The organism is Aquimarina mycalae, from assembly GCF_029906345.1.
GTDB lineage: Bacteria > Bacteroidota > Bacteroidia > Flavobacteriales > Flavobacteriaceae > Aquimarina.
This window is the reverse complement of record NZ_JARYGY010000004.1, coordinates 182305-200698: the sequence shown is the minus strand read 5'-3', so window position 1 is coordinate 200698 and position 18394 is coordinate 182305. Positions and strand designations below refer to the sequence as shown.

General features: G+C 32.8%; 17 protein-coding genes. 5 read left to right on the top strand and 12 right to left on the bottom strand.

Annotation, left to right across the window (positions count from 1 at the left end; all coding sequences use genetic code 11):
• Positions 1 to 10: 10 nt before the first annotated feature.
• The 4 genes from hppD to uvrC all read right to left on the bottom strand — a co-directional run bounded on the left by hppD (position 11) and on the right by uvrC (position 6726).
• Positions 11 to 1150 carry a 4-hydroxyphenylpyruvate dioxygenase gene (hppD, locus tag QBK95_RS11070; protein ID WP_280933640.1) on the bottom strand — a complete coding sequence of 380 codons (1140 nt, stop codon included), beginning with the start codon at positions 1148 to 1150 and terminating at the stop codon, positions 11 to 13.
• Between the two features lie 150 nt (positions 1151 to 1300).
• A complete protein-coding gene (locus tag QBK95_RS11065) occupies positions 1301 to 2458 on the bottom strand; it encodes a homogentisate 1,2-dioxygenase (protein ID WP_280933638.1) in 1158 nt (385 codons plus the stop codon).
• 181 nt (positions 2459 to 2639) lie between these two features.
• On the bottom strand, positions 2640 to 4919 hold the full coding sequence (locus QBK95_RS11060; protein ID WP_280933636.1) for a patatin-like phospholipase family protein: 2280 nt from the start codon (positions 4917 to 4919) through the stop codon (positions 2640 to 2642).
• A gap of 7 nt (positions 4920 to 4926) precedes the next feature.
• Positions 4927 to 6726, bottom strand: a complete 1800-nt coding sequence (gene uvrC, locus QBK95_RS11055; protein WP_280933634.1) for an excinuclease ABC subunit UvrC — start codon at positions 6724 to 6726, stop codon at positions 4927 to 4929.
• 165 nt (positions 6727 to 6891) lie between these two features.
• On the opposite strand from uvrC, the gene QBK95_RS11050 reads away from it, so the two are divergent.
• The 5 genes from QBK95_RS11050 to QBK95_RS11030 all read left to right on the top strand — a co-directional run bounded on the left by QBK95_RS11050 (position 6892) and on the right by QBK95_RS11030 (position 10206).
• Positions 6892 to 7320, top strand: a complete 429-nt coding sequence (locus QBK95_RS11050; RefSeq protein WP_280933633.1) for an ATP-dependent zinc protease family protein — start codon at positions 6892 to 6894, stop codon at positions 7318 to 7320.
• Positions 7320 to 8192, top strand: a complete 873-nt coding sequence (gene rimK, locus QBK95_RS11045; RefSeq protein WP_280933631.1) for a 30S ribosomal protein S6--L-glutamate ligase — start codon at positions 7320 to 7322, stop codon at positions 8190 to 8192. Before QBK95_RS11050 ends, rimK begins: the two co-directional genes overlap by 1 nt.
• A 7-nt stretch (positions 8193 to 8199) precedes the next feature.
• Complete coding sequence (locus tag QBK95_RS11040; RefSeq protein WP_280933630.1) at positions 8200 to 9171, top strand: succinylglutamate desuccinylase/aspartoacylase family protein; 972 nt, start codon at positions 8200 to 8202, stop codon at positions 9169 to 9171.
• A gap of 3 nt (positions 9172 to 9174) precedes the next feature.
• Positions 9175 to 9741 carry a 5-formyltetrahydrofolate cyclo-ligase gene (locus tag QBK95_RS11035; protein WP_280933628.1) on the top strand — a complete coding sequence of 189 codons (567 nt, stop codon included), beginning with the start codon at positions 9175 to 9177 and terminating at the stop codon, positions 9739 to 9741.
• Between the two features lie 63 nt (positions 9742 to 9804).
• Positions 9805 to 10206, top strand: coding sequence for a response regulator (locus QBK95_RS11030; protein ID WP_280933627.1), 402 nt, complete (start codon positions 9805 to 9807; stop codon positions 10204 to 10206).
• Between the two features lie 4 nt (positions 10207 to 10210).
• On the opposite strand, the gene QBK95_RS11025 is transcribed toward QBK95_RS11030, so the two are convergent.
• The 8 genes from QBK95_RS11025 to ileS all read right to left on the bottom strand — a co-directional run bounded on the left by QBK95_RS11025 (position 10211) and on the right by ileS (position 18343).
• Positions 10211 to 10819, bottom strand: coding sequence for a lipoprotein signal peptidase (locus QBK95_RS11025; RefSeq protein ID WP_280933624.1), 609 nt, complete (start codon positions 10817 to 10819; stop codon positions 10211 to 10213).
• 43 nt (positions 10820 to 10862) lie between these two features.
• Positions 10863 to 11483 carry a hypothetical protein gene (locus tag QBK95_RS11020; RefSeq protein ID WP_280933621.1) on the bottom strand — a complete coding sequence of 207 codons (621 nt, stop codon included), beginning with the start codon at positions 11481 to 11483 and terminating at the stop codon, positions 10863 to 10865.
• 71 nt (positions 11484 to 11554) lie between these two features.
• A complete protein-coding gene (locus tag QBK95_RS11015; protein WP_280933620.1) occupies positions 11555 to 12268 on the bottom strand; it encodes a DUF4097 family beta strand repeat-containing protein in 714 nt (237 codons plus the stop codon).
• A gap of 32 nt (positions 12269 to 12300) precedes the next feature.
• The gene (locus tag QBK95_RS11010) at positions 12301 to 13059 is read right to left on the bottom strand and encodes a DUF4097 family beta strand repeat-containing protein (protein WP_280933619.1); all 759 of its coding nucleotides are present in this window, start codon (positions 13057 to 13059) and stop codon (positions 12301 to 12303) included.
• Between the two features lie 33 nt (positions 13060 to 13092).
• Positions 13093 to 13884 (bottom strand): HEAT repeat domain-containing protein, encoded by a 792-nt coding sequence (locus tag QBK95_RS11005; RefSeq protein ID WP_280933617.1) that lies wholly within the window; start codon positions 13882 to 13884, stop codon positions 13093 to 13095.
• 4 nt (positions 13885 to 13888) lie between these two features.
• On the bottom strand, positions 13889 to 14422 hold the full coding sequence (locus QBK95_RS11000; RefSeq protein WP_280933616.1) for an RNA polymerase sigma factor: 534 nt from the start codon (positions 14420 to 14422) through the stop codon (positions 13889 to 13891).
• A gap of 128 nt (positions 14423 to 14550) precedes the next feature.
• Positions 14551 to 14934, bottom strand: a complete 384-nt coding sequence (locus QBK95_RS10995; protein WP_280933613.1) for a TraR/DksA family transcriptional regulator — start codon at positions 14932 to 14934, stop codon at positions 14551 to 14553.
• Between the two features lie 4 nt (positions 14935 to 14938).
• The gene (gene ileS / locus QBK95_RS10990) at positions 14939 to 18343 is read right to left on the bottom strand and encodes an isoleucine--tRNA ligase (RefSeq protein ID WP_280933611.1); all 3405 of its coding nucleotides are present in this window, start codon (positions 18341 to 18343) and stop codon (positions 14939 to 14941) included.
• Between the last annotated feature and the right edge of the window lie 51 nt (positions 18344 to 18394).

The following is an 18394-nucleotide window of genomic DNA, read 5'->3' as shown; positions in this document are numbered from 1 at the left end:
AAATCTTACTTTATAGAGTTCCTCGTTGCTCTTGTTCTCGTTCTATTGCTTCAAAAAGCGCTTTGAAATTTCCCTTTCCAAAAGATTGTGCTCCTTTTCTCTGAATTATTTCAAAAAACATGGTTGGACGATCCAGTACTGGTTTGGTAAAAATCTGTAAAAGATATCCTTCATCATCACGATCTATAAGAATTCCAAGTTCTTTTAGAGGTTCTAGATCTTCATCAATCTCGCCAACTCTATCCAGTACAGTTTCATAATAACTAGCAGGCACTGTAAGAAATTCTACTCCTCTGTCTTGAAGTGCAGAAACAGTTTCTATAATATTATCTGTTGCTAATGCCATGTGTTGCACTCCTGCACCATTATAGAAATCGATATATTCTTCAATTTGAGATTTTTTTCTTCCTTCTGCTGGTTCGTTTATCGGAAATTTGATTCGACCATTACCATTACTCATTACCTTACTCATTAAAGCAGTGTATTCTGTAGAGATATCCTTATCATCAAATGATACTAATTGCGCGAATCCCATTACTTTGGCATAGAATTCACACCATTTATTCATCTCATTCCAACCTACATTACCAACCATATGATCAATAAATTTTAAACCTGTAGATTCTGTTTTAAAAGGTTTGCTCCAAGGCATGTAGCCTGGTAAGAATGTTCCGTTGTAATCTTTTCTTTCTACAAAAATATGAACGGTTTCTCCATATGTATGTATTCCTGAAAACACTACTTTTCCGTCTTTGTCTTCTTTTGTAACTGGCTCCATATATGATTCTGCACCACGTTTAATGGTTTCTTCATAACTTTTTGTGGCATCATCAACCCAAAGTGCAACAACTTTTACGCCATCTCCATGAGCGTTGATATGTTTGTTAATGTCTCCATCTGGTTGTAATGGAGAAGTAAGTACTAATGTTATCTTATCCTGACGCAAAACATAAGAAACACGATCTTTAAGACCAGTTTCTAATCCAGCATAGGCAATTGGTTGAAATCCCCAGGCACTTTGATAGTAGTAAGCAGCTTGTTTGGCATTACCTACATACAATTCTACATAATCAGTTCCTAGAAGCGGTAAGAAATCTTCAGCTAAAGGAACAGTTTTTTCTAAATCTTGAGGTGTTATATTTGTTGACATAATATTTTTAATTTGATAATTAGTACATGCGTTTATTTCGTTTCTGAAATCCTTATTAGGATATTCTGATCAAACCTACCACATTGCTCTAAGGTGAGCTGTAATATCTTTTCTATAATTCAACATTGATAAATAGTTATATTTTTTTAATTAATCTAACCAGGATTTATGATAATCGTCATCCGCTATTTTCATTGCTTCCTTGGTCACCATAAGAGGTTTAAAGGTGTCAACCATTACCGCTAATTCATCAGTTTTAGTTTTGCCAATACTTCGCTCTACCGCTCCAGGATGTGGTCCATGAGGTATTCCAGCTGGATGTAAAGAGATATGGCCTGCATCAATGTCATTTCTGCTCATAAAATCTCCATCAACATAATAAAGCACTTCATCACTGTCTATATTGCTATGGTTGTATGGAGCAGGAATACTTTCGGGATGATAGTCATATAATCTGGGAACAAATGAACAAACCACAAAAGCATCTGTCTCAAAAGTTTGGTGTACTGGAGGTGGTTGATGTATTCTTCCAGTTATTGGCTCAAAATCATGAATAGAAAATGCATATGGAAAATTAAATCCATCATAACCTACCACATCAAAAGGATGTGTAGCGTAGATCATATCAAAGATTTCATCTTGTTTTTTTACTTTAATCAAAAAATCTCCTTTTTCATTATTACTCTCTAATTCATAAGGAGCTCTCATGTCTCTTTCGCAAAAAGGAGAATGTTCTAATAACTGTCCAAACCAATTTCTATATCTTTTTGGAGTATATATAGGTCTTCTGGATTCTACAATAAATAAACGATTATCAGTTGTGTCAAAATCCAGTTTATATATAGTACCTCTTGGTATCACAATATAATCCCCATATTTGAAATCTAAATTTCCTAAATGACTTCTGAATTTACCAGTTCCCCGATGTACAAAAATTAATTCATCTGCATCCGTGTTTTTGTAAAAATAATCTGAAGTAGATTGTTGCGGGGCAGATAGAATAATACTTACATCACTATTAGTAAGTACATTTTTTCTGCTTTGTAAATAATCTTTTTCGGGAGCGACTTTAAACCCGTGTAATCTGTAGGATTTTATATTGTTTTTAATAGCTATTTCTGGTGCTACACTATAACTTCCTTGAATTTCTTTTACTTGTGTCGGTCGTTGATGATGGTATGAATTAGTGGACATCCCATCAAAACCAATGGTTCCGAATAGTTGCTCGTAATATAGATTACCATCAGGTTTTCTGAAAATTGTATGACGTTTAGGTGGTATAATACCTAAAGAATGATAAAAAGGCATGTTCTTAAGATTATGATATTAACTATTAAGTTTTAAAAAAAGTAATGCAATAGTAAATCTCTGCCTTATTCTGGATTTCGCTTAATAAGGTAGTGTAGAAGCAATAGTAAATCGTGCCAGTACAAGCTCATAATAATACAAATATCGGAAATATTTCTATCTTTTTGATTGTAAAAGCTTTTTAAAACCAAAAACCAATACTAAAAAACCATTCTCCTTCTTCTAGTTCTGGTGAATATGAATATTTGATCTGTACAGGGCCTGCAAAAGTTTCCAAACCATACCCTAAAGCATATCCAGAATATTCTGGCGATTCTAGCCATTCTCCGCTATTAAATAATTTATTACCAACGTTAGCGTAATTCGCTGATACATTGATATGATTTTTAGAAAATATTTCATAATCTACAGTGATAGCTGCTTTGGCAAAACTATCACCTACAATACTTAAGAAATCGTATCCATAAAAAGGGATGTTATTATTGATTGTCTTTGCACCAAAACCACCCACAAAAAAGTTGAGACTTCTTATATTTTCTTCACCAAATTTTCCGCCAGCACTTAGTTCTAAATTAACAGCAGTTTTATCAAAAACCTTGAATGCATAACCAAAATTAGCTTTAGCAACAACAAAATTACTGTCTTCACTATTTGGATTGCTATCGAATATATAATAATTAGTATCTCCTTCAAACAAAAAACCAGAACTTGGGAAATATTTATTGTTATAACTATCGAATCTTAAGTAGCCAAACGCACTCCAATAATTACTATTGTCAAAAACAAATCGAGGCAATTGATCTTCGTCTTCTCCAATCGTTTCTGATATCAGTCTAAACCTTCTATATTCTGCTCCAATACCAAAAGAAAAAGTTTGATTTAATAGCGTTTCTAAATAAAATTGTGTCTTAAGATCTAAAAAGTCCAAGTTGATTTTATTAACTTCAATATCAGGCAAACTAAAATCTTCTCTTACCAGATCATATTCCACATTTCTATTAAAGCGATTAAAACTGTTTTTTACCCCAATACTCCAGTAATATCCTTTATCAATATAATAATCAAAATCATATCTAATATTATCTCCTAAGGCGATATCAAAAGAGAGTACATCATTATGGAAAAGCAAACTTTTTTTAGTAAAATTTACTAAAGCAGCTGTTTTATATAGGTCATCATAATGCAATGCGAAACGTAACAACATTGTGTTTTTAGATTCTTTTACATTAAGGACTAGTTCTTTTCCTAATTCATTATCTACTAATCGATGACTAATTCTATCAAAATTACCTGTCGCAGATAGGTTGTTAATGCCTTCATATAATTTTTTATAAGTAGTAGTTTTTGGGGTTTTTAATTTTAGTTTTCCTTTAATATAAGATCTGGTATATCTTTCATTACCAGATATTACTAAGCTATTGATGTGTAGCGTATCTGAGACTCTTGGTACTTTTGCCTTGGATGGTGCTGTTTTTTGACGTCTTTTTATGGCTCTTAATTTTTCATAACTAGCAAAAGCGGCCTTTTCTCCATTGGCAATAATTTTATCTGCTTGGTCAAAGGATATCAATGAAAAATCAGAAATAGACGGTTTTATATATATATCTGTTTCGGGCATTTTACTTTTCATTGCCTTAATAGTTCTGAAATTACTTATCTGAAGCATTATGTTGGTTACAGAATTCAATTGATCTTTAGGCAATAAGCTATCTTGTACATCAATTCCTATTACGATTTCTGCACCTTTTTTACGAATTTCTTGAATAGGATAATTATTGGCAACGCCTCCGTCGGTCATTAAAATGCCATCTAGTTCAATTGGACTAAAGATAGAAGGTAACGCTCCACTTGCAGACACAGCCTCTGGTAAGTATCCCTTATCTAATAAAATTTGTTCTCCAGTTGCAATATTTGTTGATATGCAGAAAAAAGGAATGGGTAACTTACTAAAATCATTGACATCGTGCACATGAGATGTTAATCGAGCAAATTGATTGAAAAAATTTTGTCCTTTTGATAATCCTTGGGGCAACCCTATTGTAAAGTCATCAAAAGGAAGTGTTAGCGCATATTTTTCTGAATCTTCACGTTCATAGAATGTTTTGGCTTTTCTTGGTAAATCATCTTGAATTAGAACATCAAAATCTACAGATCTGAATATAGAATCTAATTCTTTGGCAGTATATCCAGATGCGTATAATGAGCCCACAATTGCTCCCATACTAGTTCCTCCGATATAATCTATTCGAATTCCCGCTTCCTCAATAATTTTTAAAGCACCAATGTGAGCAAGTCCTTTTGCGCCACCACCACTTAAAACTAATCCCACCTTGACATCTTCATCTTCTGGGAGATCATTAATTTCTAAAATTTCTCTCTCTTGAGACCAGCTAACATTGTACGCAAAAAATATCCCAATAAATAATAAGAGGCTAAGAATGTTGTTTGAGGTAGCATGCATAATAAACCTATTCTTTTTTAGAAAGATAATAATTATACACTTTGGTTGCGCGTGAATCTCCAACTACTTCACTAAGTTCTTTTTTGGAAGCCTCACTAATTCTCTTTACAGATCTAAAATGTTTTAATAATTCTATCACTGTTTTTTCACCTATTCCAGGAATTGTATCCAATTCTGTATCCAGCGCTGCTTTGCTTCTTTTTTGTCTATGAAAAGTAATACCAAAACGATGGGCCTCGTTTCTAAGATGCTGTATTATTTTTAAAGATTCAGATTTTTTATCTAGATATAATGGTATCGAATCTCCTGGATAGTATATTTCTTCTAATCTTTTTGCAATTCCTATAATCGTTATTTTTCCTCTCAGATTAAGATCTTCTAATGCTTTTAATCCAGAAGAAAGTTGTCCTTTTCCACCATCAACTATAACTAATTGAGGTAATGGTTGTTCTTCATCCAATAATCTTTTATAACGTCTATAGACCACTTCTTCCATAGAGGCAAAATCATTGGCGCCTTCAACAGTTTTAATATTAAATTTTCGATATTCTTTTTTACTCGGTTTACCATTTTTAAATACTACACAAGCAGCAACGGGATTCGTTCCTTGGATATTAGAGTTATCAAAACATTCTATATGTGTAGGCTCTTCTGGTAATCTCAAATCTTTTTTCATCTGAGCCATTAATCTTTTTACATGCCTGTCAGGATCAATAATTTTAATTTGTTTAAATCGCTCCTGGCGATAGTATTTTGCATTACGTAATGATAAGTCTACAATTTTCTTTTTATCACCTAATTGCGGAACTGTAATTTTTAAATTCTCGCCAACATCAACAGTAATAGGGGCGAATATTTCTTTGGACATAGAACCAAATCGCTGCCTTAATTCTACGATTGCTAATTCTAAAAGTTCTTTGTCTGTTTCTTCCAGCTTTTTTTTGATTTCGGTAGTATGTGATCGAATAATTGCCCCATACGAAAGCTGAAGAAAATTTACATAACCATATGATTCGTCTGATATTATAGAAAATACGTCTACATTGCTAATTTTAGGATTCACCACGGTAGATTTTGCCTGATACTTTTCAAGAATTTCAATCTTTTCCTTGATTCGTTGTGCATCTTCATATTCCATTTTTTCAGCATGAGCTACCATCTGTGTACGAAATCTGTTCAGAGAATCTTTAAAATTACCTTTTACAATTTGCCGAATTGCTTCTATATTCTGACGATATTCTTGTTCTTTTTCTAATCCTTCACAACCACCTTTGCAATTACCTAGATGATATTCTAGACATACTTTGTATTTACCGCTGTCTATTTTTTCCTGAGATAAATCATAATTACATGTTCTTAATTGGTATAAGCCTTTGATAAGATCTAGAAGCGTATTTACAGTTTTAAAATTAGTATATGGGCCAAAATATTCAGAACCATCTTTAATCAGATTACGTGTGGGGAAAATTCTAGGAAAACGCTCTTTTTTAATGCAAATCCAAGGATACGTTTTATCATCCTTTAACATCACATTGAAACGAGGTTGATGCTTTTTAATAAGATTGTTTTCTAATAACAGGGCATCTGTTTCTGTTTCTACCACGATATGTTTGATAGAGTTGATTTTTTTTACCAGTACTTTTGTCTTGTAATTATCGTGATTCTTTGTGAAATAGGATGTAACTCTTTTTTTGAGATTTTTGGCTTTACCAACATATAATAATGTATCCTCTTTATCATAGTATTGATATACTCCAGGACCAGTTGGTAATGTTTTGACTTGTATGTCTAGAGAAGGTTTCTGCATATTCTAAGTGTAAATTTAATGCTTTGCTGCAATTATTAAGTACACTTACTAGGATTAAATTGTGTTAAAAAAGTAAGATGAATTTAACTATTAAAAAGCATAAGAGTATAGAATCCATCAGGTTTTTTATTACTTTAGTAACTATATTATTCTAAAGTTATTTTTTTGGAAAATCAGAAGAAAATAATTGGCAGGACTGACAAAGTGGATTTTTCACTTTTAGATTTGCAAGATATCGATGCAAAAGTTGATACAGGAGCGTATACTTCTTCAATACATTGTAAAGAAATCAAAGAAGTAGGTCAGATCTTAGAGTGTCGATTTCTCGATCCCACACATCCAGAATACAATGGCAAGAAATTTACTTTTAAAAACTACGATATAACCGCTGTAAAAAGTAGTAATGGTAAAGTAGAGGTGCGATATGCCATAAGAACTAAAATTACTTTATTCAATGAAACTCAGCTGATCACACTTACATTATCTTCTAGGGATGATATGCGTTTTCCAGTATTAATTGGGCGTAAGTTTCTTAGCGGTAGATTTTTGGTAGACCCACAATTAGAAGATCAGTCGTATAACTTAAAATCCTAATGAACATAAAAATATTATCGCGCAGTGCGAGTTTATATTCTACAAATGCTTTGGTTCAGGCAGCGATAAAACGTAAACATAATGTGCAAGTTATAGATCCTTTAAGCTGTGATATTATTATCGAAAAGGAGAAGCCAGAAATTTATTATAGAGGAAAAAAATTAGATCATGTAGATGCGGTAATCCCAAGAATAGGATCTTCAATAACTTTTTATGGCACTGCAGTGGTAAGACAATTCGAAATGATGAATGTGTTTACAACTGTGCAATCTCAGGCATTAGTACAATCAAGAGATAAGTTGCGAAGCTTGCAAATATTATCTAAAGCAGGATTAGGACTTCCTAAAACAGTGTTTACCAATTACTCAAAGGATGTTTCTGAGGTAATATCTCATGTAGGAGGCGCACCACTCATCATCAAATTATTAGAAGGTACACAAGGATTGGGCGTGGTACTCGCTGAAACTCAAACGGCTGCAGAATCGGTACTCGAAGCATTTAATGGACTACAAGCAAGAGTAATTGTTCAGGAATATATTAAAGAAGCAAAGGGATCAGATATTAGGGCATTAGTAGTTGATGGACATGTGGTTGGTGCAATGAAAAGACAAGGAAAAGATGGTGAGTTTAGATCTAATTTACATCGAGGAGGCACTGCCGAGATTATTACGCTAAGTGATGAGGAGGAAAATGCAGCGATAAAAGCAGTAAAGGCTTTGAAATTAGGCGTAGCAGGAGTAGATATGTTGCAGAGTGAAAGAGGACCTCTAATTCTTGAAGTAAATTCATCACCTGGTTTAGAAGGAATAGAAAGCGCAACGGGAAAAGATATAGCAAAAACGATTATTCGTTATATCGAAAGAAGTGTATAGCAGTTATATGATAAAAGAGAAAGACATACTAAGTATCCTTGGAGAAGAGATTCCGCTCGGAGCAAGCAAGCAAATTAATTTTAATATTGCCAAATTATATACCTCTACCAAGGTAGAAATACCTATTATTATTGAGCGATCTAATGAACCAGGCCCTACAGTTTTAATTACTGCTGGAATTCATGGTGATGAAATTAATGGAGTAGAAGTTGTTAGACAAATTATAGCAAAAAAGATTAATAAACCAGCTAAGGGAACTATTATTTGTATTCCAGTACTTAATGTGTTCGGGTTTTTGAGTATGAATCGGTTTTTTCCTGATGGACGTGATCTGAATCGGGTTTTTCCAGGAACCAAAAACGGATCTTTGGCAAGCCGTTTTGCGTACCAATTCGTCAATGAGATTTTGCCAATTGCAGATTTTTGTCTTGACTTTCATACAGGAGGCTCGAGTAGATTTAATGCGCCACATATCAGAGTTGATCCTAAGAATGAAAAACTGATAGGTTTGGCTAAAATATTTAATACTTCGTTTATTCTTTTATCTAAAAACCTGGATGGATCATATCGGTATGCCTGTGCAAAAAAGGAGGTAGATATTTTGTTGTTTGAAGGAGGGAAATCTCAAAATAGTAATAGAGATATTGCTGTAGAAGGAGTACTTGGAACCATGAGGATATTAAATCATCTGGAAATGTTAAAATCTGATTTTACGATCCCAAATAAAGATGAAGCAAGTATTATTATCAAGAAAAGCTTTTGGATGCGTGCCAAATATAGTGGGTTATTACATATCAAAATCCCAATTGGAAAGTACGTAGAAAAAGGAGAGATTCTTGCCACCATAACGGACCCTTATGGTAAAATGAGGCATGTGGTAAAAGCTACAAATGCAGGATATATTATTAATGTAAATGAAGCGCCGATTGTATATAAAGGAGATGCTATTTTTAGGATTACAAAAGAATTCACTTCTTAGAAAATGGATAAAAAAGAATTAAGAGTTAAGTATAAAGGATTGCGATCCCGATTAGATGAGGAAGAAATAGATGATAAAAGCATGAGTGTTGCAAATAACTTATTGAAGTTACCGATTTGGGAACAAGCATTCTATCATGTTTTTTTACCTATTCAAAAACAAAAAGAAGTTAATACAGAATTTATCATGCATATTTTGCAAGGCAAGGATAAAAACATAGTAGTATCTAAGAGTAATTTTAAGGATAATACGTTGGAGCATATTTTACTTACTGATGCCACAGTGCTAAAAGTAAACTCTTGGGGAATTCCAGAACCAATAGATGGAATCCCAATACCTGAAAATAAAATTCAAGTGGTTTTTGTTCCATTGTTGGCATTTGATACAAAAGGAAATCGCGTGGGATATGGCAAAGGATTTTATGATATATTCTTAGCAAAATGTGACTCCAAAACGATTAAAATTGGACTTTCATTTTTTGATCCTGAAAAGGAGATTAGTGAGGTTTTACCAACAGATATTAGCCTTGATTATTGTATCACTCCATCAAATATATATACTTTTAACTAATCGTAGACAATTTTTAATGTCAAGAGTAGTTATAGGATTTTAAGATTTAATTTTTACCCCAGCATGTCCCAACAGATTAGAAGTGTTTGCATCATTGATGATGACAACATGTATGTTAATTTAGTTAGTAAAATTATAGAAATAAAAAAACTATCGGAGAAAATCATCGTTTTTAATAATGGTAAAGAAGCGTTAGATTTTTTTATTGATTCTATAGAAAATACCACAGAAAATGTTGTTCCTCAGGTTGTGTTTCTTGATTTGAACATGCCTATTATGGATGGTTGGGAGTTTCTTCGGGAATTTGCCAAAATCAAAGATAAAATTAGTAACACAATAGATCTATATGTAGTAAGTTCTTCTATTGATAATAGAGATATTGATAGGGCTAAATCTATCGAAATGGTATCAGATTACTTGACCAAGCCTATTAAACTAGATGATTTCGAAAAAATTTTAGTGTAAAAGATTATGCTTCTTTCTTTGGGAAAGCTCTTTTATTAAAAACCAAGAGTAGAAAAACTCCAATACTAATCGCAGAATCAGCAACATTAAATACAGGATCAAAGAAAGAGAAGGGTTCACCTCCCCAAAAAGGAATCCATTCTGGTAATATGTCGTCATAAAAAGTAAACTGAATCATATCAACTACCTTACCGTAAAATACACTTTCATATCCACCAGCTTCTGGCAAAAATTCTGCTATTTGTGTCTGCGTACTTGCATTAAATAAAACACCATAAAATATTGAGTCAATAATATTTCCAAATGCTCCAGCAAAAATTAAAGCAATACAAAACGTGAGTATTTTAGAGCTATTTTTTCGAACAGAATCATATAACCAATATCCAATCCCAGTTATGGCAACCAGTCTGAATAGTGTAAGTATTAATTTGCCATAATTACCTGGTAGCTCAACTCCCCACGCCATTCCTTTGTTTTCTACAAATACAATTCTAAACCAACTAAACACTGGAACTTCTTCGTGTAATGTAAAATTAGTTTTGATATATATTTTGGAAATCTGATCTATTAGCAGAACTATGATGATAACTAAAATAGATTTCTTAAGAGACATAAATTTCTATGATTTCAGAATAGTGACGGACAAAAATAGTGTTTTATTTTGTTTTGTATACACTTATATTTCCGCTTATGGAATTTAGTTCTATTTGATGTTGCCCCCAAATGCTTTCAGAATTGATAATTCCAGATTTTGTGGATGTCTTAATTGTTGCATTTTTTGTGAACAACATAATATCTCCAGTCAACGTGTTAATTTTTGCATTACCAATAAAATGATGTAGCTGACAATTGCCAGAATTAAGCTCTACAAATAACGATTTTAGTATAGCATTTATTTCTAATGACGCAATTCTTGACCTAATGGTTACTTTAATATGCTGTGGAATCTGAATTTTTATTTTTAAAGAAGTAACCTTATGAGCACTAAGTTTATCATTATGATTTTTTGAAAAAGGTTGAATGTCATCTTGGATTATAATTTTATGCTCATCTCGTTGCATTTTTAATAGCATATTATTTTGATACTCACCTTCTGAGATTGCACTTGCTATGATTTTGTTTTCTGAAGTATTTGAGATTTCTATCAAAAACGTATTGTCTAGAATGATCGTTAACTCTTTGATATCAGTGGCATCTGTACTTTTGTCAAAAGTTGATTGCGATAGCAAGGACATTGATAATAAAAGGAAGGTACAAAAGAAAAAAAGCTGCCTCATATTTTTCTAAGGTAGCTTTTTTTCTGATGTTATAAAGTACTATCTCCTAAGATTTTGGTACTATACGATTATTACTGTTTTCTTAAGAAAATATCTCCACTAATAGTTTTTAGATGCAAATTGCTTTTAACATTACCAAAGGTACCCGTTACCTTACTGCCAACCATTCTGTTTTTACCCTGATCAAACTCCATTTCTTTATCAGAATAAATGAGTCCAGTAATAGTTTCTGCTAATAACTTGGATTGAGAAATATTAATATCAATATCGCCGCTAATGGTTTTTAGCGTAAGCTCTCCACCATATTTTTTAATATCAATATTTCCACTGATAATATCTACTTCTAGATCTCCTTGGTAATTTTCAGATTCGACATTACCTGAAATGCTTTTAACTTTTAATTTGGCACTTTTAGGAATATATATAGTGTAATTGGCTTCCATGTTTAGATTATTACAAGGTCCCCAATTATTCTTTTTGTTCTCCCCCTTTTTTTTATTCCATTTCTTGAATAAATCTCCATAGGTTGATTCTATGTTCAAAATAGATGAAGAGTTATTTATTTTTAAATCATAATAATCGTCAAATTCTCCATCGTTGATGCTTACTTCAGCTTTGAGATAGACGGTATTCTTGTCCCAGGTTTTGATACTAATGTCCTCTGCAAATTTAAATTCTATTTTAATTTGGTCTGCAGTTGTGTTGATCTCTTTTTCAATTACTTTTTGAGCATTTAGTTGAAGTGCAATACAGCAAAATACGATTAGATTTACTAAAATTTTCATGATGTTTTGTTTTTGATTGATGAATGACCTTTTTATTGTTTTCTTAGATATATATTTCCAGTTGCAGAACGTAAACTTATTTCTACTCCTCCGTTATTTAATTCGGTTTCAATGGTTCTTCGTGCCCCTACAACTTTCATGTTTTTAATTTCATCAGGGAACTTGAGTTCAAAATCCGTAAAGATTTCTCCCATTGTGGTTTTTAGTTTTAAGTTAGTTGGTGTATTAGAAGGAAGGCTAATATCTATTGATCCTGCTGCGGAGACTAGTGAAATGGGGGATTTTTGATTTACCTTTTCAAAAATAACATTAATATCACCTGTACCTGTTCTTGCAACAACGGGCCCTGTAATATCTTTGAGTGTTATGGCTCCCATATTTGTAGAAGCTTCAATTTCCGAAGAAAACCCTGCTATTTCTACATCTCCTAAACTATTCCTAGATAGAGAAACGTTAATTTCTTTTGGAAGAAATAATTCGAGTGTATTACTGTGCATGTTCTTTAAATTTTTTACAAGTAAGATATCTCCTTCTCTTTTAATAAAAACACCAATACCAGTATTATCAGAACCACCTGCATATACCGCTTTTAGGCCTTTTGCTTTTTTGGGTAGTTCGCGATCTTCTCCAATAATTAATATTTCATTTTTGTTATGTACCTTAATTGATACACTCGATTCTGAACTAATTTTCACCTTTTTAATTCCTTGCAAATCATTAGTGTAATTTGTCTGTGCTTGTAAATGCCCTATAGTCATGAATAATACTATGGCGATTGCTATATTTTTCATTTGTTCTTTTTTATTGATTTTTGATTGAAATTTTTAAATTAAATTTGGTAGACCAATCGTTACCTGATCTTTTACATAATTTGGTGTTGCTTCATTTTGAAGTAACTTTTCCATAGAAGGAACTGCGCGTTTTTCATGTATAGAAACTAATATTTGAATTAATTCAATTTGCATGCCTGGATCTTTTTCAATCTCCAAAGCATCGATTAATGATTTACGAACCATTTCTACATCCGAAAATTTACTAAGCGCTTCTGCTGCAGCAAGTCGCACATTAATATGGTTGTCATAAAACATTTTATTAATTAAAGCTTTCAATATCTCATTTCCTGGTTTATCAAATTCTTCTGCGTAGTTTACTGCTTGTAAACGTTTACTGGCAGATTCATTTTCAATAAGAGAAATAGTTACTTCTTGCTTTAACTGTACTTTTTCTTTTTTTAATATGGCTACTTCTTTGGCAATGGATTCATCATTTTGATATTTTCCGTAAAAAAAACTTGAAACAACTAGTGCAATAGTAGCAGCAACTTGCAAAGCAGTCTTCCAATGGTTTTTCCAAGAATTATCTAATGAAACCACTTTTGACTCACTCATTAGACTTTTTTCTTTTTGAAGCATTTCTTCAAAATTCATCTTCATCTTCAGGTCAGGTAATTCTTGTGAATCATTATCAATTCTTTCAAAAACTAATTTTAGTTCCTGTAATGATTCTTTACAATTATTACAGGTAGTAAGATGAGCTGTAATAGCTTTATATGTTTCCTGATCTAGATTGCGATCAATATAATCGATGAGTTTGTTTTCTATCTTTTTACAGTTCATATCGTTATATGTTTTGTAGGTAATGATCCTTTAATTTATGAATTGCTCTATGTACCTTGGTCTTTACCGCTCCTGCAGTAGAACCTGTTATCTCAGCAATTTCCTGATACTTGATACCTTGATATCTATTCATGATGACTAATTCTCTATCTCCATGATTTAATTGTTCTAATGCTCTATGCAGTTGTTCCTTAATTTCATCTTGTGCTATGCTATCAGTTTCTTCTCTTTCTATTTTGTATTCGATATTGTCTAATCGTTGATCTTTATTTTTTTGACGTTGATAATGATCTGAGAATATATTTCTGGCAATAGTATATATCCATGATGAAAACTTACCATTTTTATAAGAAGCTCTATACTTTATAGCTTTATAGAACACCTCTTGAGTAATATCCTGACTGATATCCCGATCTCTCGTCATTTTTAGTAAAAAATTAAATATTCTTATATGGTATCGATCGAAAAGGATACTCATCATATCTAAGTTTCCCTTAGATACCAGAATCATTAATTCTTCGTCAGTTGAATTTTTCAAGATGTCACTCTTTTTGGTTAGCTTCTATTAGTAATACCTGAGTTTTTTAAAAAGGTTACATTAGGAAATAAAAAAAGTGCTTCCCAATCTTTGGAAAGCACTTTAAAAGTACAATATTTTATTATTTGTTAGCTCTGCATATTCTTAGCTTCTATACTAAGTGTTGCATGAGGAACGAGTTTTAATCGCTCTGGGTTAATAAGTTTTCCCGTTACACGACAAATACCATATGTTTTGTTTTCAATACGTAACAAAGCATTCTTTAAATCACGTACAAATTTCTCTTGTCTAATTGCAAGTTGTGTATTTGCTTCTTTAGACATAGTCTCGCTTCCTTCTTCAAAAGCTTTAAATGTTGGAGAGGTGTCATCTGTACCATTATTTCCATCATTTTTGTAAGCACTTTGTAACAATTCTAAGTCTTTCTGTGCTTTTTCCATTTTGTCAACGATAATTTCTTTGAACATCGCTAAATCGTTGTCACTATACCTTACTTTTACATCTTCTGCCATACTCTTATTGTTTTTTTATTACCAATTGGGTTGCAATGTCGTCAAACGCAATTTCTGTACCATTTATTACATCTGTTGCAAATTCAATTGTCTCGGTTAAGGTTTCATTTTTGATGTATGCTTCATTGGTTGCAACCGCTTCTTGTATCGATTTGTTTTCTTTTATTACTATTTCTATACGATCAGTCACCTCTAATCCGCTATCCTTACGAATATTTTGGATTCTGTTTACAAGTTCTCTGGCAATCCCTTCTTTTTTAAGTGCTGGAGTTATGGTTATATCCAATGCTACGGTAAGGGAACCTGAATTTGCAACCAACCAACCTTCAATATCCTGAGAGCTGATTTCCACATCATCGGTTTCTAAAGTAATAATTTTATCATTAATTTCTATATCAAATTTGCCAGTTTGTTCAAGAATTTTAATAGCTTCTTGATCAAAAGATTGTATCTTACTAGCAATCAGCTTCATATCTTTTCCGAAACGAGGACCTAAATTTTTAAAATTAGGCTTAATTTGTTTTACTAATATACCAGAAGCATCATCTAACAGCTCAATTTCTTTAACATTCACTTCACTTTTTATAAGTCCTGCGATATCATTTATTTCTGCTTTGTCGGTATCATTCAATACAGGAATCATAATTCGTTGCAATGGCTGGCGTACTTTGATCTTTTCTTTTTGACGTAATGAAAGGACTAAAGAACATACTGATTGTGCTTTTTGCATTTTATGTTCCAGTGCTTTATCTACAAATGAACTGTCGTATTCTGGGAAATGCGCCAAATGAACACTTTCAAAAGTTTTTTGTTCCGAATTAGACGTCAAATCTTTATACAAGCGGTCCATAAAGAATGGCGCGACAGGAGCACCAAGTTTTGCAACGGTAAGCATACAAGTGTATAAAGTCTGATATGCTGATATTTTATCTTGTTGATAATCTCCTTTCCAATATCTTCTTCGACTTAAACGAACAAACCAGTTACTAAGATTTTCCTGCACAAAATCAGAAATAGCTCGTGTAGCCTTTGTTGGTTCATATTCGTTATAATATTGATCTACATTTTTAATCAATGTATGCAACTCACTTAATATCCATCGATCAATTTCTGGACGTTCTGCCAACGGAATATCGGCTTCAGCATACGTAAAATTATCGATGTTGGCATATAATGTAAAAAAGGAATAAGTATTATATAATGTACCAAAAAACTTACGTCGTACTTCTGCAATACCTTCAGAATCAAATTTTAGATTATCCCAAGGATTGGCATTACTGATCATGTACCATCTGGTAGCATCAGGGCCATAAGCTTTTAAAGTATCGAATGGATCTACAGCATTACCTAATCGCTTAGACATTTTTTGACCATTTTTGTCCAATACTAAACCATTAGAGACTACATTTTTATAAGCCACATCATCAAAAATCATAGTTCCAATAGCGTGTAATGTATAAAACCATCCACGTGTTTGATCTACACCTTCTGCAATAAAATCTGCTTTTTTCTCACCAGATTCAACCTTTTCTTTATTTTCAAAAGGATAATGCCATTGCGCGTATGGCATAGATCCCGAATCAAACCATACATCAATCAGATCACTTTCTCGCTTCATTGGCTTTCCAGATGGAGAAACTAAAGTAATCTTATCAACTACATTTTTATGAAGATCTATTTTATCATAGTTTTCCTCACTCATATCTCCAACTATAAAATCTGCAAAAATATCTGCTTCGAGAACTCCAGCTCCTATAGCTTTAGACATTTCAGTTTTTAATTCTTCTACAGATCCGATGATCATTTCTTCTTTACCATCTTCTGTACGCCATATAGGTAAAGGGATTCCCCAGAAACGAGATCTGGATAGATTCCAATCATTGGCGTTAGCTAACCAATTTCCAAAACGTCCTTCTCCTGTTGCTTTTGGCTTCCAATTAATACCTAAATTAAGTTCATGCATACGATCCTTAAAATCGGTTACTTTTATAAACCAAGAATCTAATGGATAATATAAAACGGGTTTATCGGTACGCCAACAGTTTGGATAACTGTGTACATATTTTTCAACCTTAAAGGCTTTGTTTTCTATTTTTAGTTTGATAGCAATTTCTACATCTACAGATTTTTCTGGAGCTTCACCATCATTATAATATTCATTTTTTACATATTTACCAGCAAATTCTCCCAGATGTTTTGTGAATTTACCTTGCAAATCTACCAATGGGACTAAATTGTCGTTATCATCTTTAACCAATAATGGCGGAACCTCTGGAGTAGCTTGTTTTGCTACCATAGCATCATCTGCTCCAAAAGTTGGTGCCGTATGTACGATACCCGTACCATCTTCGGTTGTTACAAAATCACCAGAAATTACTCTAAATGCGTGTTCTGGATTATTGTAAGGAGTAGCATAATCTAGCAATTGTTCATAACGAATCTCCACAAGATCAGCTCCCTTGAATTCCTTAAGAATAATATATGGAATCTTCTTATCGCCTTCTTTAAAGGTGTTAAGAGTTTCTTCATTTTCTGCCAATATAAATTTTCCAGTAAATTGCTTCCCAACAAGGTTTTTAGCAAGAATCACATGGATTGGTTCAAAAGTATATTGATTGAAAGTTTTTACAACTACATAGTCAATTTTTGGCCCAACAGTAAGTGCAGTATTAGATGGTAATGTCCATGGTGTAGTTGTCCAAGCTAAGAAATGAATATCACCTTGTATATCTTCTAGAAATGATGGTAGTGTTTCTTTTTTTGCCTTAAACTGAGCTACTACTGTAGTATCGGTTACATCCTGATAGGTTCCTGGTTGATTAAGCTCATGTGAGCTTAGTCCTGTTCCTGCTTTAGGAGAATATGGTTGAATAGTATATCCTTTGTACAGTAATCCTTTCTTATAAATTTCTGAAAGTAACCACCATACTGTTTCCATGTACTTGGCTTTGTAGGTGATGTACGGATCTTCCATATCAACCCAATATCCGATCTTTTCTGTAAGATCATTCCAGATATCTGTATAACGCATCACGGCTTTTTTACAAGCCTCATTATATTCTTCTACGGTTATTTTTTTACCGATATCTTCTTTGGTAATCCCCAATTCTTTTTCTACCCCTAATTCTACAGGAAGTCCATGAGTATCCCAACCAGCTTTACGTTTAACCTGATATCCTTTTTGGGTTTTATATCGGCAAAAAATATCTTTAATAGCACGAGCCATTACATGGTGAATTCCAGGCAGCCCATTTGCAGAAGGAGGCCCTTCAAAAAATACAAAAGGAGTTGCATCTTCTCGTTCAGAAATACTTTTCTCAAAAATATTATTCTGCTGCCAGAATTGTAGTATATCATCTGCCACTTTTGGCAAGTTAAGTCCTTTATATTCAGGAAACTTCGTGCTCATTGGATCGTTCTTTCTATTAAGTCTGCGAAAATAAGGATTTTCTGGAAAAAT

What these genes read in the sequence shown, in the direction of transcription:
- hppD (WP_280933640.1), bottom strand. Translation starts at nt 1,150, where the DNA reads ATGTCAACAAATATAACACCTCAAGATTTAGAAAAAACTGTTCCTTTA.
- QBK95_RS11065 (WP_280933638.1), bottom strand. Translation starts at nt 2,458, where the DNA reads ATGCCTTTTTATCATTCTTTAGGTATTATACCACCTAAACGTCATACA.
- QBK95_RS11060 (WP_280933636.1), bottom strand. Translation starts at nt 4,919, where the DNA reads ATGCATGCTACCTCAAACAACATTCTTAGCCTCTTATTATTTATTGGG.
- uvrC (WP_280933634.1), bottom strand. Translation starts at nt 6,726, where the DNA reads ATGCAGAAACCTTCTCTAGACATACAAGTCAAAACATTACCAACTGGT.
- rimK (WP_280933631.1), top strand. Translation starts at nt 7,320, where the DNA reads ATGAACATAAAAATATTATCGCGCAGTGCGAGTTTATATTCTACAAAT.
- QBK95_RS11040 (WP_280933630.1), top strand. Translation starts at nt 8,200, where the DNA reads ATGATAAAAGAGAAAGACATACTAAGTATCCTTGGAGAAGAGATTCCG.
- QBK95_RS11035 (WP_280933628.1), top strand. Translation starts at nt 9,175, where the DNA reads ATGGATAAAAAAGAATTAAGAGTTAAGTATAAAGGATTGCGATCCCGA.
- QBK95_RS11030 (WP_280933627.1), top strand. Translation starts at nt 9,805, where the DNA reads ATGTCCCAACAGATTAGAAGTGTTTGCATCATTGATGATGACAACATG.
- QBK95_RS11025 (WP_280933624.1), bottom strand. Translation starts at nt 10,819, where the DNA reads ATGTCTCTTAAGAAATCTATTTTAGTTATCATCATAGTTCTGCTAATA.
- QBK95_RS11020 (WP_280933621.1), bottom strand. Translation starts at nt 11,483, where the DNA reads ATGAGGCAGCTTTTTTTCTTTTGTACCTTCCTTTTATTATCAATGTCC.
- QBK95_RS11015 (WP_280933620.1), bottom strand. Translation starts at nt 12,268, where the DNA reads ATGAAAATTTTAGTAAATCTAATCGTATTTTGCTGTATTGCACTTCAA.
- QBK95_RS11010 (WP_280933619.1), bottom strand. Translation starts at nt 13,059, where the DNA reads ATGAAAAATATAGCAATCGCCATAGTATTATTCATGACTATAGGGCAT.
- QBK95_RS11005 (WP_280933617.1), bottom strand. Translation starts at nt 13,884, where the DNA reads ATGAACTGTAAAAAGATAGAAAACAAACTCATCGATTATATTGATCGC.
- QBK95_RS10995 (WP_280933613.1), bottom strand. Translation starts at nt 14,934, where the DNA reads ATGGCAGAAGATGTAAAAGTAAGGTATAGTGACAACGATTTAGCGATG.
- ileS (WP_280933611.1), bottom strand. Translation starts at nt 18,343, where the DNA reads ATGAGCACGAAGTTTCCTGAATATAAAGGACTTAACTTGCCAAAAGTG.